This is a genomic window from Teichococcus aerofrigidensis, from assembly GCF_054073225.1.
Window position 1 is genome coordinate 1 of the sequence record NZ_JBSXMU010000065.1, and the last position, 21,345, is coordinate 21,345.

A 21,345-nucleotide genomic window follows, 5' to 3' on the forward strand; every position below is an offset into this window, starting at 1 on the left:
GGTCTCGGTGCCGCCCAGCGTCCCCCGGCCGCAGCGGGCGCCGCGCCGGCCGGCGGCCGCAGGACCTGATCCGGTGCCGGCCGGAGCGGCGCGGGCTGCGCCGGGCGCGGCGGCTGCAGCGTGCCCTGCCCGCCGGAACCGCCGCCCGTACCCTGGGCGCCGCCGAGGCTGGACTGGGCGGCGAGGGGTGTCGAGACGAGAAGAAGAAGCAGGGCGGAGGCAGCGGGGCGAAGCCGGATCATGCGTCGATCTGGCCCGTATTCCCTGCCCCTGGTCAAGCACCCGCTTTGCATCGCAGCATCGCCTCCTGCGGTCGTCCTCATGCGCGTTGTCATGGCGGTGGCCTCCGCCGTCGGGGCGGGGAGCGGCGCCGGAAGCGGGCCTCAGAGGGCGAGCATCTGCCCCTCCGCCACGGCGGACAGGAAACTGACCACCCCGGCCACCTCGACATCGGGCGCCAGGGCCTCCGGCGCGATGCCCTCGGCCCGGAGCCCGGCCTCGCAGGCCATGCGGCGGATGCCGAGATCGCCGGCCGCGGCCAGCAGCGAATCCAGGCCGGCGACGCCGCGCCGGCTCAGCAGCGCCTCGCGCGGGTCGGCCCTGAGCGGCGTGTCGCGCAGCAGCAGGGCGCAGCCCGCATTGGTGGCGAAGAGCAGCACCGGGCGGCCGATGGCGGCGGCGCCGGTCGCCAGCACCAGCGCGTAGTGCGCCGCCTCATGCCCGCCGGAGCGCAGCAGGATACCAAGGGGCCTTCCGCTCATGGCAGCGCGCAGGCGGGGGCGGGCGCGGCGGCGGCATGGGCCGCGAGGTCATGGATGCGCGGCGCGTCGCCGCAGAGCGCGCAGGCAAGGTCGCGTTTCAGCCGCACGGTGCGGAAGCGGCTGTCCAGCGCGTCCCAGAGCAGCAGGCGCCCGGCCATGCTCTCGCCGATGCCCAGGATCTCCTTCAGCACCTCGGTCGCCTGCAGGGTGCCCATCACGCCGGTGATGGCGCCGAGCACCCCCGCCTCCGAGCAGCTCGGCACCAGGCCGGGCGGCGGCGGCTCCGGATGCAGGCAGCGATGGCAGGGGAAATGGGGGCCGAGATGCGACTTGAAGACCGCGAGCTGCCCCTCGAAGCGCAGCACGGCGGCCGAGACCAGGGGGCGGCCGAGCAAGTGGCAGGCATCGCCGAGCAGGAAGCGCGTCGGGAAATTGTCGGTGCCGTCGCAGACCAGGTCGTAGCGCGGGATCAGCGCGGCGGCGCTGCCGGCGTCGAGCCGGTGCGGATGGACCTCCACCCGCACCTCCGGGTTGAGGCGCCGGATGGTCTCGGCCGCGCTCTCCGCCTTGTTGCGGCCGAGGCGCGCCGTGTCGTGCGCCACCTGCCGCTGCAGGTTGGACAGCTCGAGCCGGTCGTCGTCGATCAGGCCGATGGTGCCGATGCCGGCGCCGGCGAGGTAGAGCGCCAGCGGCGAACCCAGCCCGCCCGCGCCGACCAGCAGCACCTTCGCCGCGCGCAGCTTCGCCTGGCCCACCGCCCCCACCTCCTGCAGCAGGATGTGGCGCGAGTAGCGGTGCAACTCGTCATCGGTGAAGTCGAGGTCCATGGGCCGACATATGGGCGCGGCGAGGGGGGCGGCGCAATGCCCCGGCGCGGCGGGCGGCAGCCCAACGACGGTCCAATGGCAGCCTGGCGGCAGGCAGGAAAATGGGCCGTGGCGGGGGACTGCCACGGCCCATGGCTGGGACCGGTTTCTCCTGGGGGGAGGAGGCGGCCGCGGCCCCGGGGGAGGAGGCGGCGGCCGGCCAGTCCCGGCGTCTCGTCAGCCGACGGGGAAGGCGTCGTGCCCGTCGAAGCGCCCGAACTGCAGGTAATGCAGCAGGGGGTCGATGCCGGCCTCGGCGACATCCGCATGGGCCTGCAGGTACTTGGCGGTGGAGAAGGCGGCGCTCGGGTCGCGGCCCTCCTGCCAGCCGAACTCCATGTAGTGCAGCAGCGGGTCGATGTCGGCCTTCCTCACGTCGTCATACCGCGCGAGATAGTAGCTGACGTCGAAGAAGGCGTTGGGGTCGCGCCCTTCCTGCCAGCCGGAGGCGGCATAATGCTGGCCGGCGTCCATGCCGGTCCGCGCCACATCCGCATTGGCGGCGTAGTAGAACCCGGCATCGACCAGCGGATTCGCCGTGCTTGTCGCATGCGGCGTGGCGGCGGCGATGGCGCGGTCCTCGCCCTGTCCGTAGAGCAGGTAATGGAGCAGGGGGTTCATGCCGACCTCGGCCACATCCGCGTTGAGCGCCAGATACGCCTTGCTGTCGAAGTCGAGGCTGGCGGCGCGGCCCTCGCCGCCGCCGTTCTGCAGGTAATGCAGGAGCGGATTGATGCCGGCCGCCGCCACATCGGTGTTCTGGTTCAGGTAGTAGGTCGTGTGGAAGAAGGCGTTCGGGTCGCGCTGTTCCTGCAGGCCGAACTGCATGAAGTGGGTGAAGGCGTCCACCCCGGCCCGCGCCACGTCCTGGTAGGTGCTGAGGTAGAAGGCGTTGTCGAACAGCGGCATGGCGGCGGCGAAGTCCGCCAGGTCGCGCGGCGCGGTCACGGTGAAGTCCAGCGCCACCGCCTCCGAGACATTGCCGGCGTGGTCGGTGGCCAGGGCCGTGACGGTGTGGCTGCCGGCCTCGAGCGCCTGCTGCAGCGTGAAGGACCAGTGGCCCTCCGCATCCGCCGCCACGGTGCCGAGCGCCTCGCCCTCCAGGTGCAGCGTGATGCTGCTGCCGGCCTCGGCGGTGCCGCTCAGCATCGGCGTGGTGTCGCGCGTGGCGCCATTGCCCGGGGAGGGCGCGTCGCTCGACGGGTCGAGCCGCAGCGTCATCTCCGGCGCGACGGTGTCCACCGTCATCACCGCCGCCCCGGAGCGGGCGGAGACCAGGCCGTGCGGGCCAACCGCCTCGGCGGTGAAGCGGTGCTCGCCCTCGGCCAGCGCGCTGGCGGTGTAGCTCCAGTGGCCGTCGGTGACGGCGATCCCCTGCGCCAGCAGCGTGCCGTCCAGGTAGAGCGAGACGGTGCTGCCGGCTGCCGCCGTGCCGGTCAGGGACAGGTCGGCGTGGCTGGTGATGCCGTCGGTCGCGCTGACGCCGCTGTCCTGGCCCTCGGCGAAGCCGATCAGCGGCGCGGCGGGCGCCTCCGCCGTGGCGGTCACCGCCTCGGAGGTGGAGAGGGCGACATGGTGCCAGATATCCTCCGCCGGGACGTTCGTGCTCTCGCCCGCGACGTTCCACTTGGACTGCGTGGAGGAGACGGCGTAGCGGTGCGGCCCGTCGCCGGTGACGCCGGTGACCTCGTAGGTCCAGCTGCCATCGGCCTTCACCTCGGCATAGCCGATGATGTTGGCGCCCTGCATCTCCGGATCGGGGATGGAGAGGTCGCGGATAGCGACGAAGACCAGATCCTTCCGTGCGGCGGTATCGACCGCGTCCGGATAGATCTCGCCGGTGCCGCTGAGCAGGACGCGGGTGGCGCCGCCCTCGGTGGCCAGGCGGGCGCCGGTGATGGCGGCGCCGTAGTCGAAGTCGTGGTGGTCGAGATCGGCGAGGCTGAGCGGGATGGTCCGGCCGTCGGCGTCCTGCAGGCCGGAGCGCAGCACCAGGGTCTGGCCGTCGCCCAGGTCGATGCGGATCTTGCCGTCGATCACCTCGGCGCGCGCCAGCACGTCGGAAAGCTGGCGGAAGCTGTCGCCGAAGCCCACCAGGCGGATCACGTCGCCGCCATTCGCCCCGGTGGCGTTCAGGTTGGCGCCGGGCCGGAAGTCGGTGATGACGTCATTGCCGTCGCCCTTGCGGATGACGAAGGTGTCGCCGACCGGGGCGAGGTGGCCGGCCTGGTAGTCCGAGCCGCCGCCGGTCAGGATGTCGTCGCCCTTGCCGCCGTCGATCACGTTCGACCGGATATTGCCGGTGATCATGTTGTCGAGGTCGTTGCCGGTGGCGCGCAGCCAGCCTTCGCCCTCCAGCACGAGATTCTCGACATTCTCCGGCAGCACATAGTCCTGCAGCCAGGTGCGGACGGTGTCGATGCCCTCGCCGGCCTTCTCGACGACGGTGTCGCCAGTGCCGACCGAATAGGTGTCGTCGCCCAGGCCGCCGGCCAGCACGGTCTCGGCGTCGTGGCCGAGGAAATGATCGTTGAGGGTGGTGCCGGTCCACTCGGCCTTGCTGCCATCGACCGTGATGTAGCTGACCGGCTGGCCGCCCGGATGCGCGCCCTCGACCGGCGCGACGGTCAGCGTGAAGGGCTCCGTGACCTGGTTGCCGAGGGCGTCGAGGGCGACGATGCTGAGCGCGTGCTCGCCCGCCGCGAGGCCGGCCGCGAGCGGCGCGGTCCAGCTGCCGTCCGCGCCCGCCGTGGCGGTGGCGATGGTCTGGCCCTCGGCGTCCAGGATGCGGATGCGCGCGCCTTCCTCGGAGACGCCCGAGATGCTGGCCTGGCTGCCGGACTGGCGGCTCGCGAGGCCGGAGAGCGGCGGCGGCGTCAGGTCGGCCTCCGGATCGGCCACGATCTCGAGCGGGAAGCTGCCCTCGGCCTCGTCCATCAGCGCGGCCTGGATGTAGTAGACCCGGCCCTCCTCCGCCCGGAAGGAGACCGCCGGCAGGAAGTCGCCGCTGACCTGGTTGTTGGTGACGTTGCGCAGATCGGCATGGGTGATCTCGCCCGCCGGAATCGCGGCCTCGGCCCATTGCACGATCAGCGTCGTGTTCGCGCCGGTCTTCAGCGTGACCACGCCATCGGCCGCCGGCGCATAGCGGTACCAGACGGTGCGCGCGCCGAACCAGCCGACCTCGCCCGCCTCGGCATCGGCGCCCGTGGTGCTGCCGGTGACGGCGACGCCCAGCGTGAGGGCCTGGGCCTGGGCGATGTCGTCATTGACGGGCGCAACCGGTACCGCCGGCGTCTCGGGCCCGGTGGGCACTTCCGGCCCGGTGGGCACTTCCGGCTCGGTGGGCGTCTCGGGCTCGGTCGGCGTGACCGGATCGGTGGGCGTGACCGGATCGGCCGGCGCCTGCCCGGACTGGTCGGCGGGAGCGTTCCCCGCAGTCTGCTCGGATGACGCGAGGGTCTCGGGCGCGTTTGTGGCGTCGGTCGCGGGCATGGGCCGCTGCCTCTTTATCGGTTGTGAAGACACCCCCATAAAGTCTGAATGGGGCGTTTCAGTCAACGAGGCATGGGTTATTTTAGAGACAATCCCCACGTAAAGAAAGCGTTACTGGAACACGCGCAAGGCGTGCGACGCGGTGGACCGCGCGCCCCGCGCGTATCGAATTCCGGAAAGAGTCTGTCGCGCCGCAGCCGGGCGTCCAGGGCATTTTCCGTTCGCAGCGGCGCACTGCAAACGCTCTGGCCGCTTGTTTTCGCGAGTATCTTCACCCGATCCGGTGAATCCACCGGATCGGGATCTGCCCTAGCGCTGGCCCGTGCTGCCGAAGCCGCCGGCGCCCCGTCCGGTCTCGGGCAGGGTTTCGACCTCGCGCCAATGCCCGCGCATGACGGGGGCCAGCACGCCCTGGGCGATGCGCATGCCGCGTTCCACCGTGAAGGGCGCCGTGCCGGTGTTGAGCAGGATGACCTGGACCTCGCCCCGGTAGTCCTCGTCGATCGTCCCCGGGCTGTTCGGCAGCACGATGCCATGCTTCAGCGCCAGACCCGAGCGCGGCCGGACCTGCAGCTCGTGGCCTTCCGGCAAGGCCATGCAAAGGCCGGTCGGCACCAGGGCGCGGCCGCCGGGGGGGATTTCCAGCGGCGCCGTCACCGCCGCCAGCAGGTCGAAGCCGGCGGCGCCGGCGGTGGCATAGGCCGGCAGCGGCAGCCCCTCGGCATGCGGCAGGCGCCGCACCGCGATCTCCCGGCTCATGGCGCCGTCACCGCGCGGGCGATGCGCGCCGCCAGGCGCCGCGCCACCTCGGCCTTGGGCAGGCGGGGCCAGTCCTCCACCCCCTCCGCGCTGACCAGATGCACCGTGTTCTCGGCCCCGCCCATCACATCCCCCGAGACGTCGTTCGCCACGATCCAGTCGCAGCCCTTGCGCTGCCGCTTCGCCATCGCGTTCTCCACCACCGTCTCCGTCTCCGCCGCGAAGCCCACCACCAGCGCCGGCCGCCGCGCGTGGCGCGACAAGGTGGCCAGGATGTCCGGGTTCAGCGCCAGCTCGAGCGGCGGCGGCGGCTCGCCCGGCACCTTCTTCAGCTTCCGCCCCGCCTCCCGCGCGGTGCGCCAATCGGCCACGGCGGCGGCGCAGACCGCGATCTCGGCCGGCAGGGCGGCCTCGCAGGCGGCGAGCATCTCGCGCGCGCTCTGGACGCGTACCACCGCCACCCCCGCCGGGTCGGCGATCGTCACCGGGCCGGAGACCAGCGTCACCCGCGCGCCCAGCGCCGCCAGGGCGCCGGCGATGGCGTGGCCCTGCTGCCCGCTGCTGCGGTTGGCGATGTAGCGCACGGGGTCGATCGGCTCGTGCGTCGGGCCGCTGGTCACCAGGGCGTGCCGTCCGGCCAGGGGGAGGGCCAGGGGAAGGGTCAGGGGGAGGGCCAGGGGAGGGGCCAGAAGAAGCCCCTCGCCGGCGGCCGTCAGCGCGGCCTCGATCGCCGCCAGGATCTCCGCCGGCTCGGAGAGGCGGCCGGGGCCGCTTTCCGCCTCCGCCATGGCGCCCACGGCGGGGCCGACCACCCGGACGCCGCGCGCCGCCAGCGCCGCCATGTTGGCCACCGTCGCCGGATGCCCCCACATCGCCCAGTTCATCGCCGGCGCCACCAGCACCGGGCGGTCGGTGGCGAGCAGCAGGGTGGTGGCGAGGTCGTCGGCCAGGCCATGCGCCATCTTCGCCAGCAGGTCGGCCGAGGCCGGCACCACCGCCACCAGGTCCGGCAGGCGGGCGAGGCGGATATGGCCGATCTCGGCCTCCGCCTGCAGCGACCAGAGATCCTGGTGCACCGCCTCGCCGGCGATGGCCTGCAGGGCGTGCGGCGTGACGAAGCGGGCGCCGCCCGCGGTCAGCACGGGTGTCACCCGCGCCCCCGCCTTGCGCAGCAGCCGGATCAGCTCCAGCGCCTTGTAGGCCGAGACGCTGCCGGAGACGACGAGGAGGATACGCTTGTCGGCGAGCATGGGTGACAGGCTAGACCGGCCGGGGCCCAGCCGGAAGCGGGGTCGGAAGCGGGGTCGGAAGCGGGGTCGGAAGCGGGGTGTGCGCTGTCACCGAAGCGTCATCATCCGCATCGATACCCGCCATCAGGCCAGACAATTGGCCAAACCGGTCCGCGGCCGCCATCTCTCTCTCCGGAAAGACGGCCATTCCAGCCGCCAGTCGACAACAAGGACAAGAACAATGCTTCGCAAGATCCTGCTCTCCAGCATGCTCATCGCCGGGATGGCCGGTACTGCCATGGCGGCGCCGCTGACCGTGACGTCCGAGGGCGAGAACTTCCACGTCGAGTATTCGAACGACGGCGGCAACATCCTGGGCGGCGGCCCGGTGCAGGTGATCGGCCGGGGCCAGACCGCGCGCTACCTGCACGCCCCCGACGCGCCGGCCCAGCGCGGCTGGTACGCCGAGTTCCAGGGCCAGGGCGAGAGCGGCGCCATCGTCTATGTGCCCGCCCCCGGCACCGACATGGCCACCAACCCGCATCCCCAGGGCTGATACGGGCTGGGCTGATACGGGCTGGGCTGATACGGGCTGGGGCGGGGCGGCGCGCCTCAGCCGCGCCGCACGTTCCAGAACAGGGACGGCCCGCCCTTGAGGACGCCGGTGATGCCGCGGCGGTAGGCCTGCTGCGGGCGCTGAAGTCCCAGGGGGATGAAGGGCGCCTCCTCCCACACCGCCTGTTGCAGCGCCTCGGCGATCCGCTTCTCGGCCGCCGGGTCCGTGGCCTCGAACCACGCGTCGCGCAGCGCCTCGCGCCGCGGGCTGGTGGGCCAGCCGGACCAGGCGCCGGCGCCGTTGCCCCGCAGCGGCTGGTGGCTGCCGGGGACCGAGGTGTCGAGCCCTTCCCAGGTGGTGCAGAAGGCGCTGAAGCCGCCCTGCTCGACGGGGCCGCGATTGGTGCGGCGCTGGATCTGCGTGCCCCAGTCCATCGCCACCAGATCGACGTTGAAGCCGACGCGCCGCATGACGTCCGCGGCGACCTCCGTCATGGCCTGGAGGTTGGGGAGGTCGGTGGCCGAGAGCAGGACCACCCGCTCGTTGCGGTAGCCGGAGGCGCGGAGCAGTTGCCGCGCCTTCTCCACATCCCGTGGGCCGGACAGGATCTCCAGCCCGGCGTCATTGACCAGCGGCGTGCCGGGGGTGAAGGCGCCGGCGGGGATCTGGTACAGCGCCGGATCGGTGCCCATGGCCGCCTGCATGAAGGCTTCCTGGTCCACCGCCGGGAACAGGGCGCGCCGGACCGCCGGATTGTCGAAGGGCGGATTCAGGTGGTTGAAGCGCAGCACCCCGAAGGCGCCGAAGGTGTTGATCGTCTCGACCACGATCTGCCGGTTGCCGCGGAGAACCGGCAGCAGGTCGGGCAGCGGCGCCTCCCACCAGTCGGCCTCGTTGTTCTGGAGCGCGGCGGCGGCGGTGGCCGCGTCCGGCATCACGCGCCATTCGACACGGTCGAAATGCACCGGCTTGCCGCCGGCCAGCAGGTCCGGCGCCTCCTCGCGCGGCTGGTAGGCGGCGTTGCGCGCGAAGGCGGCGAGGCTCCCCGCCACCCACTCGTCGCGCAGGAAGCGGTAGGGGCCGCTGCCGACGATCTCGGTGATCTGGGTGAAGGGGTCCGTCTGCGCGACGCGCTCGGGCATGATGGCGCAGATATTCGCGCCCGCCTTGCCGAGCGCCCAGGTGAGCCCGCTCCAGGGCCGCTTGAGGGCGATGGTGAAGCGCTCGTCCGAGACCGCCGCCATCTCGTTCAACAGGAGGTCGAGGCGCTGGCCCAGAACGTCCCGCTTCGACCAGCGGCGGATCGAGGCGATGCAGTCGCGGGCCCGGACCGGCTCGCCGTCATGGAAGCGCAGGCCGGGGCGCAGGGTGACGGTGTGGGTCAGCCCATCCGCCGACACCGCGTGCGCCGCCGCCATCTGCGGCCGGACCTGGAAGTCGGCGCCGATGCCGAAGAGCGTGTCATAGACCATCAGCCCGGCATTGCGGGACAGGACCGAGGTGCCCCAGATCGGGTCCATGCTGGCGAGGTTGCCCTGTGGCACGAAGCGCAGGGTGCGCGCCGCGCCGCCCTGCGCCAGGGCCGGCGCGGCCATCCGGCCCGCCGCCAGGGCCGCGGCGGTGCCGGCCGCGGCCGTTCTCAGGAGCGTCCGGCGAGAGGCCATGCCCGGTTCCCTTCTCAGAGTTTCCAGCCGGTGTGGATCGCCACCACCCCGCCCGAGAGGTTCTGCCACTTCACCCGCTCGAAGCCGGCCCGCTCCATCATGCCGGCCAGCGTCGGCTGGTCGGGGAACATGCGGATGCTCTCGGCCAGGTACTGGTAGCTCCCGGAATCCTTGGCGATGCGCGCGCCGATCGCCGGCAGCGCCTTGAAGGACCAGGCATCGTAGAGCGGCCGCAGCGCGTCGATCTCGAGGCGCGAGAATTCCAGCACATGCATCCGCCCGCCGGGGCGCAGCACGCGGAAGCCCTCGCGCAGCACCGCGTCCTTGTCGGTGCAGTTGCGCAGGCCGAAGGCCATCGAGACCTTCTCCACGCTGCGGTCGGGGAAGGGCAGGCGCTCGGCGTCGCAGCAGACATAGGCGAGGCCCTCGGCCAGCCCCTTCTGCAGGGCCCGGCCCTGGCCGACGCCCAGCATGGCGGCGTTGATATCGGCCAGGATGACCCGGCCGGCGCCGCGCCGCTTCGCCAGGAAGGCGACGTCGCCGGTGCCGGCGGCGAGGTCGAGCAGCGTCTCGCGCGGGCCGGCGCCGATGGCGGCGACGAAGGCCTGCTTCCAGGCCCGGTGCAGGCCGAGCGACATCAGGTCGTTCATCACGTCGTACTTGGGCGCGACGCTGTCGAAGACCTCCCGCACCATCGACGCCTTGGCGTCGCGGGGCACTTCGCGGAAGCCGAAATCCGTGGTCTGGGTCATGCGCGCAGGATAGCGGCTTGCGGCCCTCCGGGAAGAGGCCTTGAAGAGGCCTTGAAGAGCCCTGGGAAGAGGCGCCGCCCGGCTCTCAGCCGCGGCGCATCCGCCGCAGATCCTGCAGCCGCAGCGCGCCGAGCGCCTGGGTGGCGCCGAAATAGGTCACGAGCCCGGCCCCCACCAGCAGGCCGAGCGCCAGCAGCTGCCACAGCCCGCGCGCCGGGAAGAGCAGCGGCGCCAGCACCGCCAGCACCGCCGCCATCAGCAGGGTCGCCGCCGCCAGGCGCCAGAGGTTGCGCCGCAGCCGCCGGTCGGCGATCCAGTGGCCGCGCCGCGCCAGGATGCCCAGCAGCAGCAGGGCATTGGCCCAGGCCGCAGTCGAGGTCGCCATGGCGATGCCGACATGGCCGAAGCCCAGGCCCAGCACCAGCGTCAGGCTGGCGGCGAGGTTCAGCGCCACCACCGCGATGCCGATCTTGACCGGCGTCGCCGTGTCGCCGCGGGCGAAGAAGCCGGGAGCGAAGGCCTTGATCAGCACGAAGGCCGGCAGGCCGGCGGCATAGGCGACCAGCGCATCCGCCACCGCATGCGCCTGCGCCACCGTCAGCGCGCCCCGCTGGAACAGCACCAGGACGATCGGCTCGGCCAGCACCATCAGCGCCGCCGCCGCCGGCAGGGCCAGCGCCAGGGACAGCTCCGCCGCCCGGTTCATGCTGCGATGGGCCGAGAGCGCCTTGCCGCTCCGCAACTGGCGCGACAGCACCGGCAGCAGCGCCGTGCCGATGGCGGCGCCCACCACGCCGAGCGGCAGCTGCGCGACCCGGTCGGCATAGTTCAGGTAGCTCACCGCGCCCGCCGGCAGCAGCGTCGCGATGAACATGTCGATCGCCAGGCTGAGCTGCGAGATGCTGGCGCCCAGGATGCCCGGCAGCATGGTCCGCACCACCCGCCGCGTCTCCGGCGTCAGGCGCGGCCAGGTGAACAGGCGGAAGCCCATCCCGGCCCGGTGGCAGGCGAGGGTGACCATGGCGAGCTGGGCGAGGCCCGAGGCCATGCTGCCCCAGGCCAGCGCATGCGCCGGCGTCGCGACGAAGGGCGTCAGCGCGAAGAGCGAGACGATGGCGAAGAGGTTGAACAGCAGGGGCGCGCCGGCGGCGAGGGCGAACTTGTCGATGGCGTTCAGCACGCCCGAGACCAGCGCCGTGAGGCAGATGAACAGCAGGTAGGGGAAGGTGATGCGCGACAGCTCGACGACGAGGTCGAAGCGCAGCGGCTCGTCGATCAGCCCGGGCGTCAGCACCGACATGACCTGCGGCATGAAGACCATGCCCAGCACCACCAGCAGCGTGAGCCAGAGGCCGAGCAGGGTGGACATGTGCTCGGCCAGCTCGCGCGCCTTCCTCGGCCCCTCCAGCGCCAGCGTGCCGGCGAAGGCGGGGACGAAGGCGGCGTTGAAGGCGCCCTCGCCGAACAGGCGGCGGAACAGGTTGGGCAGGCGGAGCGCGATGAAGAAGGCATCCGCCAGCGGGCCGGCGCCGATCATGGCGGCGATCAGCATGTCGCGCAGGAAGCCCAGGATGCGGCTGGCGAAGGTCCAGCTGCCGATGGTCAGGATGTTGCGCAGCATGCTCGGGGCCTGATCACGGCGGCGGGGAGGGGCGGCGCGGGGCGGCCGGAAGGCTCCGGGGCCCCGCGCCGGTCAGTCAGGCATTGGCCACGGGGGGCTGCGGCTGGCCGGCGGCCTGGGCGCCGCGCCGGCTCTGCCACAGCGCCACGAAGTCGATCGGCGAGAGCAGCACGGGCGGGAAGCCGCCGTCGCGCGTCACATCGGCCAGGATGTTGCGGGCGAAGGGGAAGAGCAGCCGCGGGCACTCGACCAGCAGCAGCGGCTCCAGCAGGTTCGGCTCCACGTTCACCGTGAAGATGCCGCAATAGACCAGCTCGGCGATGAAGGCCGTCTGGGTGGCGCCGTCCTGCGTCGGCGCCTGGGCGTCGGCGCGGATCTGCAGCGACACCTCGAAGACGTTCTGCCCCTGCGGCAGCGGCCGCGCCTGGACGTCGAGCGCCAGGTCGATGCGCGGCTGCTCGCGCAGCGTGGCGAAGATCTCCGGCGCGCCGGGCACCTCGAAGGAGAGGTCCTTGGTGTATTGCAGGTTCAGCAGCAGCGGGCCCTGGGGCGCGGCCCCGTTGGGGGCGCCGTTCTGCGGCGGGAGGGCGTCGGGCGGAAGGGTGTCGGACATGCGGGCCCCTGGATGCGGTTCCGGTTTGGGCGCGGGGTAGCACGCCCGGCCCGGCCTGTCACAGCGCGCCGGCGGCGGCGGGCCGGCGATCGCCGCCTCAGCGGTGCTTCCAGCTGATCCGCTCCGGCGCCGCCGCCTCCAGGTCGCAGCGCAGCCACTGTCCGTTCGCCACCGACTCGCCGGTCATCGACAGGATGAAGCCCCAGTGCGAGACCACCACCGTGTGGCGCCAGTCCGCCAACGCCGCCATCTCGGCGCGGAACAGCCTCGCCCGGCCCTCCACCTGGTCCGCCGGCTCCTCGACCGCGGGCCACCAGACCTCCTCGACATGAGCGAGGTCGAGGTCGGGCCATTCCAGCTTCAGCGTCGTGCAGGGCGAGCCGATGTCGCAGCTGAAGGCATAGCGCTCGCGCACCAGCGGGTGCACCAGCACCGGCAGGCCGAGGCGGCGGGCCAGCGGCGCCGCGGTCTGCAGCGCCCGCGTATAGGGGCTGGCGATGATGCGGCGGATGTCCTCCCCGGCCAGGGCCTGGGCGGCGGCCTCCGCCTGGTGCTGCCCGAGGATGGTCAGCTTCGGGTCGTGGATGCCGGGGTCGCGCCGGGTGGCGGTGAAATGCAGGTTGAACTCGCTCTGGCCGTGGCGCAGCAGGATCATCGGGGACTCCGTGGCGGGGCGGCGGCGCCGCGCTCCCCGCCTTTTGCGGCAGGCCGCGCCGTCGCGGCAAGGGCGCCGCGGCGCCGGCCCCCTCCGCGCCCGCCCGCGGGACGGTCCCCGATGGCATTGCGGTGACGGGCTGCCGCCCCTAAGTGTTGCACATGAGGAGAATGCAATGTCCGGCGGCTTTCCGGTCGATCTGATCCTGTTCGCCATGGTCGCGGCCTTCCTGGTGCTGCGGCTGCGCAGCGTCCTGGGCCGCCGCCAGGGCTACGAGCGGCCGCCGCAGGAGCGCCAGGCTGCCGCCCCGCCGTCGCACGGGCCGGTGGAGGCCGAGCCGCAGCCGGGGCCCGCGCCGGAGCATGCCCGCCCGGTGGTGCCGGATTCGCGCACGCCGACGGGCCAGGTGCTGGAGCGGATGCGGCAGGCGGATCCCGCCTTCGACCCGCGCGGCTTCCTGGCCGGGGCGGAGGGGGCCTTCCGCATGATCGTCGAGGCCTTCGCCCGGGGCGACCGCCAGACGCTGCGCGACCTGCTGGCCGAGGAGACCTATGCCGGCTTCGAGCAGGCGATCGCCGCGCGCGAGGCCGCCGGCGAGCGGCAGCGCACCGAGATCCGCGCCATCCACGAGATGCGGATCGAGAGCGCCGATCTGCGCGGCACGGTGGCCGACATCACGGTGCGCATCGTCTCCGATCAGGTGAACGTGACCAGCGGCGCGGGCGGCGAGATCGTGGCCGGAGCCGAGGCCGTCACCGAGCTGAACGACATCTGGACCTTCCAGCGCGACCTCAGCAGCGGCGACCCGGCCTGGAAGCTTGTCGGCACCCGCTCGGCCTGACCACCGCCTTGCCATCCACCGCCAGGACCCGGCGGGGCGCCGGTCGCGCCGCGTTGCTCGCCCTCACCCTCCTGGCCGGCTGCGGCGGACCGCCGCAACGGCCGGCCGAGCTGCCCGGCTGGGGCGAGGACCGGCTGTCGCAGGCGATTCCGCCCTTCGTCGCCGGCTGCCGCCCGCCGGCCTTCCCCGAGCCTCTCTGCGCCGAGGCCGCCGCGCTGCCCGAGGATGACGACGTCGCGGCGCGGGCCTTCTTCGAGCGCCGCTTCGGCCTGCGCCATGCCGGCGAGGGGCTGATGACCGGCTATTTCGAGCCCGAGCTGCGTGGCGCCACGACCCCCTCGCCGGATTTCGCCACGCCGCTGCGGGGCCGGCCCTCGGACCTGGTGGAGGTGGATCTCGGCCGCTTCTCCGAGGAGCTGCGCGGGCGGCGCATCGCCGGGCGGGTGCGCGAGGGCCGGCTGCTTCCCTATCCCGACCGCGCCGCCATCGAGGGCGGCGCCAGCGATGCCCCGGTGCTGCTCTGGGTGGATGATCCGGCGGGCAAGTTCTTCCTGCAGATCCAGGGTTCCGGGCGGGTCGTGCTGCCGGACGGCTCGGTGCGGCGGATGGGCTACGCGGCCCAGAACGGCCGCGCCTATGTGCCGATCGGCCGCCTGCTGGCCGAGCGCGGCGAGATCCCGCGCGAGCAGGTTTCGATGCAGAGCATCCTGGCCTGGCTCCAGCGCGCCGGCCCCGAGCGGGCCGCGGCGCTGATGGAGGAGAACCCCTCCTACGTCTTCTTCCGCGAAACCCCGGCCCGGCCGGAGCAGGGGCCGACCGGCTCGCAGGGCGTGCCGCTGACGCCGCTGCGCTCGATCGCCGTGGACCGGGAGCACATCCCGCTGGGCAGCCCGGTCTGGATCGTCACGCGCCATCCGGTGAGCGGGGTGCCGCTGCGCCGGCTGGTGCTGGCCCAGGACACCGGCGGCGCCATCCGCGGCGAGGCGCGGGCCGACCTCTTCTGGGGCTGGGGCGAGGAGGCCGCCGAGGCCGCCGGCCGCATGAAGGAGAGCGCCGACCTCTACGTGCTGGAACCCTTGCGGGAGGCCGGCGGCCCGTCCTGAGGCGACTCCTCCTCCAGCACGGCGCGCAGCCGGGCGACGGCTTCGGGCGGGAGCTGGCGGATGCGCGTGGCCAGCAGATTGGCCAGCTCCGTCGCGGCGGGGGACAGGCCCGAGGTGTCGAGGATCACCCGGGGATGCGAGAGGCGCGCCAGCCGGACCATCTCCTCCGCATCGTCCCAGATCAGCCCGAAATACTCGTTCACCTGATGCACCAGACCGGCCGTCGGGCGGCCGCGCCGGCCATGCTCCAGCGCGGAGAGATAGGCGGCGGACACGTGCAGCGCCTCGGCCATCTGCCGCAGCGTCACGCCCCGCGCCCGGCGGAGGGCCCGCAGCCGCGCACCGAAGGGTGTCACGCGGCGCGGCGGCGGCGCAGCAGCAGATGCACCACGCCCTGGTTGGGGGCCGGATGAGCGGCGCCCAGCAGCAGCGGGCGCAGCTCCGGCGCGTTCAGCCAGTGCGGCAGCTCCCGCCGCAGCACCCCCCCCTCCGGCGCCGGGCCCTTGCCGGTCACCACCGCGACGCAGCGCACCCCATCGGCATGGGCGGAGAGGAGGAAGCGGCGCACGGCCAGCCACGCCTCCTGCGCGCGGCGGCCGTGCAGGTCGAGCGTCCGCTCGGGCCTGGTCAGGCCCCGGCGCAGCTCCTTCCAGCGGCGGTGATCGAGACCGCCGGGCTGGTGGCCGACATGCAGGGAGGCCGGGGCGCGGGGCGCCCGTGGCGCGGGCGGGGAAGGGTCCGGACCGCGCGGCGCGGGCGGCGCCTCGGCCGGCGGCGATGCGGTGGGGGCGAGCTCATGCCCGGGCAGCGGCGTCACCGTGGCGGCATAGGCGCGCCAGAGGGCTGCGTCGGCGGGGGTGAGCGAACGGCCGCGGCGGGATGGCATGGCCGCTCTGATGGCATCGGCCGGAAGGGAAGGCCAGGGTGAACTGTCGGGGAACTCACGATCGGATCGGAGCGGGCGGCCCGGCCTCCGGCGAGACCGGGCCTGGCTGGCCTCAGCGGGTCGACGGCACCGGCTGGTCGCGGCCCTGCATCGGCCCCGAGCCGGCGGTCGGCGCGCCGGGACGGGCGGTGACGGAGGGCAGCAGGCCGGCACTGGTCGGCGCATCGGTCGAGCCGCGCTCGCGCGCTCCGCTGCCGGCGGCCGGCACATCGCCCTGCAGGGTGTTCGATTCCCGGATGGTCTGGCTGGTGCTGGTCGGCGGATCGGTCCTGGCGTCCGGCGGAACCGGCGCGGGGCGCTGGCCGGGGCCGCCGCAGGCTGCGAGGGCGAGGGTCAGACCGGTGATGGCAACAGCGGCCATGGGTTTACGCATCGGCGATGCCTTTCCTTGTCGGGCGCTCGTGAGCCGGCCGGGCAGGAAGGCCGATCGGCGCCGTGCCGATGACAAAGCACGGACAAGCCAAAGGTTGCCAGAGCTTTCTTTCCGGAAACTTATGATGCCGGAATGATATGGCGCAACGTCGGGCGCGGACGTCGTCGATCACCTCGGATCGCATGTTTTCCGCCGTGGGCCGAGCCTCCTGGCAAGGTTCCACGGCGGATGTCAGGATCGAAGAGGTTTCAGCGGCCCTGCATCGGCCCGGTACCGGCGGTCGGCCGGCCAGGCATCTGGCTCAGGGCGTTGGGCAGGGTCGTCGCGCTGGTCGGCGCATCGGTCGAGCCGCGCTCGCGCGCTCCGCTGCCGGCGGTGGGGACGCCCGGGATGCGGGCCAGCGTATCCGGTGCCAGGGTGGCGCTGGTCGGGTCGTCCGTGGTCCCCCGCTGGCGCGTTCCGGTGCCGACGGTGGGAGCGTTGCCGGGAAGGCTGGAGGATTCCCGGATGGTCTGGCTGGTGGTGGTCGGCGGATCGGTCCTGGCCTCCGGTGGAACCGGCGCGGGACGTTGACCGGGACCTCCGCAGGCCGCCAGGGCGAGGGTCAGACCGGTGATGGCAACGGCGGCCACGGATTTACGCATCTTTGGACGTCCTTCCTTCGCGGGCGGACCGGAGACGCCCGGAGGAACGCCCTGCCTGTTTCAAAAGCATGGACAAGGCGAAGGTTGCCAGCGGTTTGCGGCCATCAGCTCATGGCGGAAGTTGCCGTCGGACGGCGGCTCAGTTCGCGTCCTCGGCGCCAGGGGGGGTGAGGGCGGCCAGAAGCGCCGCGCGAAGCCCCGCCAGCTTGCGCTCGTTCTCGATCTTCAGCCCGAACACGTCCTTGACGTAGAAGACGTCCACCGCCCGCACGCCATAGGTGGTGATGTGGGCCGAGGCGATCTGCAGCCCCTGCTCGCTGATCGCCGCCGTGACATCGTGCAGCAGGCCCGGCCGGTCGCGCCCGTTCAGCTCGATGACGGTGTGGGTGTTGCTGGCGAAATTGTCGATCACCACGCGCCCCGGCACCTGCACGGCGCGCAGCCGCGCCGGCTCGCGGCGCACCTTGCGGATCTCCTGCGGCAGGTTCAGCCGGCCGGAGAGCGCCTGCTCGATCAGCACCGAGAGCTTCGCCAGCTTGTGTCCGGCCTCGAAGGCGCCGCCGACATTGTGCGCCTGCGCGTCCTGCACCCAGAGGGTGTCGAGCGCCATGCCGTTGGTCATGGTGTGGATGCGCGCATCGACGATGGTGGCGCCCGCGACCGCCAGCGCGCCGGCGATGCGGCTGAACACGCCCGGATGGTCGGAGCAGTAGACCGTCACCTCGGTCACGGCGCGGGCTTCCAGCACGCGGGTGGAGATGGTGAGCGGCGCGCCGGTCGCCTCGGCCTCGCGGATCATCGCGGCGTGGCGGGCGTGGCTCTCGGGATCGAAGGAGAGCCAGTAGCCGGGATAGCCGAGGCTGAGGAAATGCTCGACGCCGGCCCTCGGCTGGTCGGCCAGCATGGCGGCGGCGGCCTGCTTGGCGCGGGCCACGCGCACGTCCCGCTCCGGCACGGAGAGGCCGCCGGCCAGGACCTCGGCCACGCGCCAGTACAGCTCGCGCAGCAGTGTCGCCTTCCAGGCGTTCCAGACCTTGGGGCCGACGGCGCGCATATCGGCCACGGTCAGCACCAGCAGCAGCCGCAGCCGCTCGGGCGATTGCACCACCTCGGCGATGTCGAGGATGGTCTTGGGGTCGTCGATGTCGCGCTTGAAGGCGGTCTGGCTGACCAGCAGATGATTCAGCACCAGCCAGGAGACGGTCTCGGTCTCCTCGGGCGAGAGGCCGAGGCGCGGGCAGATCTCCTGGGCGATGCCGGCGCCGAGCTCGGAATGGTCGCCGCCCCGGCCCTTGGCGATGTCGTGCAGCAGCACGGCGACATAGAGGGCACGGCGGGAATGCAGCTGGCCCACCACCTCGCTGGCGACCGGCACGGCCTCCTCCAGCTCGCCCCGCTCCAGCTGGTTCAGCACCTCGATCGCCTCGATCGTGTGCTCCTCCACGGTGAAGACATGGTAGGTGTCGAACTGCATCAGCCCGACGATGCGGGCCCAGTCGGGAATGAAGCGCGAGAGGAAGCCGACCTCGTTCAGCACCCGGATCCAGCGCGCCGAATCGCGCCCGGTCAGGATGTCGAGGAACAGGGTGTTCGCCTCGTCCTGGCCCCGCAGCGCCTGGGCCAGGTGCGCGCTGCGGATCAGCGCCCGGTGCGCCAGCGGGTGCAGCTCCATGCCGCGGTCGCGCGCGGCGCGGATCAGCCGCAGCATGATCACCGGATCGCGCTCCACCGGCCGGTCGGGCGCGAAGAGCAGCTTGCCGTCGGCCACCGCGATGCCGGCGGCGGTCAGCGTCGGGTCGGCGGCGCGGCTCAGCGCCGGCAGGCCGAGCGTCGCGCGCTCGATCGCCGGCTCCAGCAGGCGCGACAGGCGCACCACGTCGCGCGCCGTCAGGAAGAGGTGCTTCATGAAGCGCTCCACCCCGTCCTGCTTGCCGTGCCGGGTGTAGCCCATGCGGGCGCCCACCACGGGCTGCAGGTCGAAGGTGAGCCGCTCCTCGGCGCGGCCGGTGACGTAGTGCAGGTGGAAGCGGACGGTCCAGAGGAAGTCCCAGGCGCGGCGGAAGGCGCGCGCCTCGCGCGCCGTCAGCAGGCCGCCGCCGGGGCTGTCGGGGCCGACCAGCTCGGGCATGCGGCGCGCCCCGAAGGCGTAGCGCGCCAGCCAGTACATGGTCTGCACGTCGCGCAGGCCGCCGCGCCCCTCCTTCAGGTGCGGCTCGACCAGGTAGGGGCTGTCGCCATAGCGCTTGTGGCGCGCCGCGCGCTCGGCGCGCTTGGCGGCGAGGAACTGGCCGACGCCCCATTCCTGCCGCGCGCGGGCGAACTCCTCCTCGAAGCGGGTAAAGACCGCGAGATCGCCGGCGATGAAGCGGCCGTCGAGCAGCGCGGTCTGGATGGTGGCGTCGCCACGCGCATCCTCCAGGCATTCGCGGATGCTGCGCGTCGCGTGGCCGACCTTCAGCCCGAGGTCCCAGAGCAGGTAGAGCATGAACTCCACCGCCCGCCGCCCGCGCGGGCCGAGCGGCCGGTCGGACAGGAACAGCAGGTCGATATCGGAATAGGGCCCGAGCACGCCGCGGCCGTAGCCCCCGGTGGCGGCCAGGGCGAAGGGCGGCTCGGTGGTGGCGGCGAAGGCGTTGCCGCCACCCTCGGCCTGTTCCGGCGCCACCTGGGCCAGGGTATAGGCATGGATGGCGGAGATCAGCCCGTCGGTCAGCTCGCCCAGCATGCGGGCGGCGGTCAGGCCGGAGAGGGCATGCGCCTCGAAAACCTCCTGCACGCGCGACTGGATGCGGCCGAGCTGCCGGCGCAGCAGCGTCAGCGCGACCTCGCGGGGCACCGGTTCGCCGGGGCGGGGGATCAGGTCGAGGGCGACATCGGGAAGGGGGCGCAGCGGTGCCTGAGGCACCGGGGCCTGTTCCGCTTCATCCATGGGGGCATCTGGCAGATCGCCGGAGCTTCTCATTCGACCGATGTTATCCCGCACTGCGCCGCAGCAACAGCGCCGTCATGGGTTTTGTTGACATCATTTTGATCGCGCAGGGACTTGAGGCGATAAAGCGCCTCCAGAGCCTCGCGTGGCGTGAGTCGATCCGGGTCCAACGCATCGAGCGTTGAGAGGATGCGGCGGTCCTCCATGTCCGGTTGGGCCGGGCGCGCCGGCGGAGGGCGGAACAGCGGCAACTCGCCGGCCAGCGGGTCCAGGCCCCGCGCCCGCTCCTCCAGCGCGCCGAGCACCGCCTGCGCCCGCGCCACCACCTCGCGCGGCACGCCCGCCAGCCGGGCCACGTGCAGCCCCCAGGACTTCTCCGCGGCGCCCGGCCCGACCAAGTGCTGGAACACCACCGCGCCCCGGTGCTCGCGCACCCGCATGGTGGCGAGCTGCAGCTCCGGCAGCCTGGGCTCCAGCGCCGTCAGCTCGTGGAAATGCGTGGCGAAGATGGCGCGGGCCCGGATGCGGTCGTGCAGCGCCTCCAGCACGCTCCAGGCGATGGCCAGCCCGTCCCAGGTGGCGGTGCCGCGGCCGACCTCGTCCAGCACCACCAGCGAACGCGGCGTCGCCTGGTTCAGGATCGCCGCCGTCTCGGTCATCTCCACCATGAAGGTGGAGCGGCCGCCGGCGATGTCGTCCGCCGCGCCGACGCGGGAGAACAGCCGGTCCACCAGGCCGAGCCGGGCGGCCTCGGCCGGGACGAAGAGCCCGGCCTGGGCCAGCACCACCATCAGCGCGTTCTGCCGCAGGAAGGTGGATTTGCCGGCCATGTTCGGCCCGGTCAGCAGGCAGAGCCGGCGGCCGGGCGAGAGGTCGGCGTCGTTCGGCACGAAGGCGGGGCCATGGGCACGGGCGAGCGCCGCCTCGACCACCGGATGGCGGCCCTGGCGGACGACGAAGTCGGGCCGCTCGACCATCTCCGGGCGGCACCCGCCGCCCTCGGCGGCCAGCTCGGCGGCGCCGGCCTGCAGGTCGATCTCGGCCAGGGCGGCGGCCGCCTCGTCGATCGGCCGGGCCGCCGCCAGGCAGAGGCCGCGCAGGTGCCGCACCACCATGGCCTCGCGCCGCGCCGCCTGCTCCCCGGCCGCGGCGAGCCGCCGGTCCAGCTCCGCCAGGGCGGGGCAGGTGAAGCGGTGCGCATTGGCCATGGTCTGCCGGTGCACCGGCGCCCGCGGCGTGCCCTCGAGGCCGCCGGGCGGCTCGCGCAGCAGCCTCTCGCCCGCCGCCGCCGGCATCTCCGCCAGGAAGCCGAACTGCTGGTGGTGGCGGATCTTCAGGGCGGCCACGCCCCAGGCCTGGGCCAGCTCCATCTGCAGGGCGGCGATGGCGCCGCGCGCGTCGTCGCGCAGCCGCTTCAGCGCGTCCAGCTCGCCATCATAGCCGGGGGCGATCAGGTTGCCGTCCTCCAGCCGCGCCGGCAGGTCGGCGGCCAGGGCGCGCTCCAGCTCGGCGCGCGGCGAGCCGGCCGGGCGCAGCGC

19 protein-coding genes and 1 pseudogene are annotated in these 21,345 nt (G+C 73.1%); 3 read left to right on the forward strand and 17 right to left on the reverse strand.

Annotation, left to right across the window (positions count from 1 at the left end; all coding sequences use genetic code 11):
• The 6 genes and pseudogenes from ACVMLK_RS13780 to coaBC form a co-directional block, all read right to left on the reverse strand.
• Positions 1-242, reverse strand: a pseudogene (locus ACVMLK_RS13780) (hypothetical protein); the annotation flags it as partial.
• Between the two features lie 141 nt (positions 243-383).
• A complete protein-coding gene (locus ACVMLK_RS13785) occupies positions 384-761 on the reverse strand; it encodes a hypothetical protein (protein WP_457486704.1) in 378 nt (125 codons plus the stop codon).
• Positions 758-1,588: a HesA/MoeB/ThiF family protein gene (locus ACVMLK_RS13790; RefSeq protein WP_457486705.1), complete on the reverse strand. Its 831-nt coding sequence runs from the start codon at positions 1,586-1,588 to the stop codon at positions 758-760. Before ACVMLK_RS13790 ends, ACVMLK_RS13785 begins: the two co-directional genes overlap by 4 nt.
• 216 nt (positions 1,589-1,804) lie before the next feature.
• A complete protein-coding gene (locus ACVMLK_RS13795; protein WP_457486706.1) occupies positions 1,805-5,122 on the reverse strand; it encodes an Ig-like domain-containing protein in 3,318 nt (1,105 codons plus the stop codon).
• A gap of 309 nt (positions 5,123-5,431) precedes the next feature.
• Positions 5,432-5,881 carry a dUTP diphosphatase gene (gene dut, locus ACVMLK_RS13800; RefSeq protein ID WP_457486707.1) on the reverse strand — a complete coding sequence of 150 codons (450 nt, stop codon included), beginning with the start codon at positions 5,879-5,881 and terminating at the stop codon, positions 5,432-5,434.
• Positions 5,878-7,131: a bifunctional phosphopantothenoylcysteine decarboxylase/phosphopantothenate--cysteine ligase CoaBC gene (gene coaBC, locus ACVMLK_RS13805; RefSeq protein WP_457486708.1), complete on the reverse strand. Its 1,254-nt coding sequence runs from the start codon at positions 7,129-7,131 to the stop codon at positions 5,878-5,880. The genes dut and coaBC overlap by 4 nt, the downstream gene beginning before the upstream one ends.
• A 220-nt stretch (positions 7,132-7,351) precedes the next feature.
• On the opposite strand from coaBC, the gene ACVMLK_RS13810 reads away from it, so the two are divergent.
• The gene (locus tag ACVMLK_RS13810; protein ID WP_198365090.1) at positions 7,352-7,666 is read left to right on the forward strand and encodes a hypothetical protein; all 315 of its coding nucleotides are present in this window, start codon (positions 7,352-7,354) and stop codon (positions 7,664-7,666) included.
• Positions 7,667-7,722: 56 nt separating this feature from the next.
• Here the strand turns inward: ACVMLK_RS13810 and ACVMLK_RS13815 are convergent, their stop codons facing one another.
• The 5 genes from ACVMLK_RS13815 to ACVMLK_RS13835 all read right to left on the reverse strand — a co-directional run bounded on the left by ACVMLK_RS13815 (position 7,723) and on the right by ACVMLK_RS13835 (position 12,971).
• The gene (locus ACVMLK_RS13815) at positions 7,723-9,330 is read right to left on the reverse strand and encodes an ABC transporter substrate-binding protein (RefSeq protein ID WP_457486709.1); all 1,608 of its coding nucleotides are present in this window, start codon (positions 9,328-9,330) and stop codon (positions 7,723-7,725) included.
• Between the two features lie 14 nt (positions 9,331-9,344).
• Positions 9,345-10,082: a class I SAM-dependent methyltransferase gene (locus ACVMLK_RS13820; protein ID WP_198365092.1), complete on the reverse strand. Its 738-nt coding sequence runs from the start codon at positions 10,080-10,082 to the stop codon at positions 9,345-9,347.
• 85 nt (positions 10,083-10,167) lie between these two features.
• Entirely contained in the window at positions 10,168-11,703 is a 1,536-nt protein-coding gene (gene murJ, locus ACVMLK_RS13825; RefSeq protein WP_198365093.1) for a murein biosynthesis integral membrane protein MurJ, read from the reverse strand.
• A gap of 76 nt (positions 11,704-11,779) precedes the next feature.
• Positions 11,780-12,316 carry a protein-export chaperone SecB gene (secB, locus tag ACVMLK_RS13830; protein ID WP_198365094.1) on the reverse strand — a complete coding sequence of 179 codons (537 nt, stop codon included), beginning with the start codon at positions 12,314-12,316 and terminating at the stop codon, positions 11,780-11,782.
• Between the two features lie 97 nt (positions 12,317-12,413).
• Positions 12,414-12,971, reverse strand: a complete 558-nt coding sequence (locus ACVMLK_RS13835; RefSeq protein WP_198365095.1) for a histidine phosphatase family protein — start codon at positions 12,969-12,971, stop codon at positions 12,414-12,416.
• 175 nt (positions 12,972-13,146) lie between these two features.
• On the opposite strand from ACVMLK_RS13835, the gene ACVMLK_RS13840 reads away from it, so the two are divergent.
• Together ACVMLK_RS13840 and mltA are read left to right on the forward strand one after the other, a co-directional pair.
• Positions 13,147-13,812: a Tim44/TimA family putative adaptor protein gene (locus ACVMLK_RS13840; RefSeq protein ID WP_198365096.1), complete on the forward strand. Its 666-nt coding sequence runs from the start codon at positions 13,147-13,149 to the stop codon at positions 13,810-13,812.
• Positions 13,813-13,820: 8 nt separating this feature from the next.
• Positions 13,821-14,915, forward strand: coding sequence for a murein transglycosylase A (mltA, locus tag ACVMLK_RS13845; RefSeq protein WP_232476895.1), 1,095 nt, complete (start codon positions 13,821-13,823; stop codon positions 14,913-14,915).
• Here mltA and ACVMLK_RS13850 read toward each other — a convergent pair.
• The 6 genes from ACVMLK_RS13850 to mutS all read right to left on the reverse strand — a co-directional run.
• Positions 14,873-15,271, reverse strand: a complete 399-nt coding sequence (locus tag ACVMLK_RS13850; RefSeq protein ID WP_198365097.1) for a helix-turn-helix domain-containing protein — start codon at positions 15,269-15,271, stop codon at positions 14,873-14,875. The genes mltA and ACVMLK_RS13850 overlap by 43 nt on opposite strands.
• Entirely contained in the window at positions 15,268-15,801 is a 534-nt protein-coding gene (locus ACVMLK_RS13855; protein WP_457486710.1) for a Smr/MutS family protein, read from the reverse strand. The genes ACVMLK_RS13850 and ACVMLK_RS13855 overlap by 4 nt, the downstream gene beginning before the upstream one ends.
• 112 nt (positions 15,802-15,913) lie before the next feature.
• Positions 15,914-16,234 carry a hypothetical protein gene (locus tag ACVMLK_RS13860; protein ID WP_457486711.1) on the reverse strand — a complete coding sequence of 107 codons (321 nt, stop codon included), beginning with the start codon at positions 16,232-16,234 and terminating at the stop codon, positions 15,914-15,916.
• Positions 16,235-16,482: 248 nt separating this feature from the next.
• Complete coding sequence (locus ACVMLK_RS13865; RefSeq protein WP_457486712.1) at positions 16,483-16,878, reverse strand: hypothetical protein; 396 nt, start codon at positions 16,876-16,878, stop codon at positions 16,483-16,485.
• A 139-nt stretch (positions 16,879-17,017) separates the two neighbouring features.
• A complete protein-coding gene (locus ACVMLK_RS13870; RefSeq protein WP_457486713.1) occupies positions 17,018-19,840 on the reverse strand; it encodes a [protein-PII] uridylyltransferase in 2,823 nt (940 codons plus the stop codon).
• Positions 19,837-21,345: DNA mismatch repair protein MutS (mutS, locus tag ACVMLK_RS13875; protein ID WP_457486714.1), on the reverse strand; the 1,509-nt coding region annotated here is incomplete at its 5' end. The genes mutS and ACVMLK_RS13870, both read right to left, overlap by 4 nt.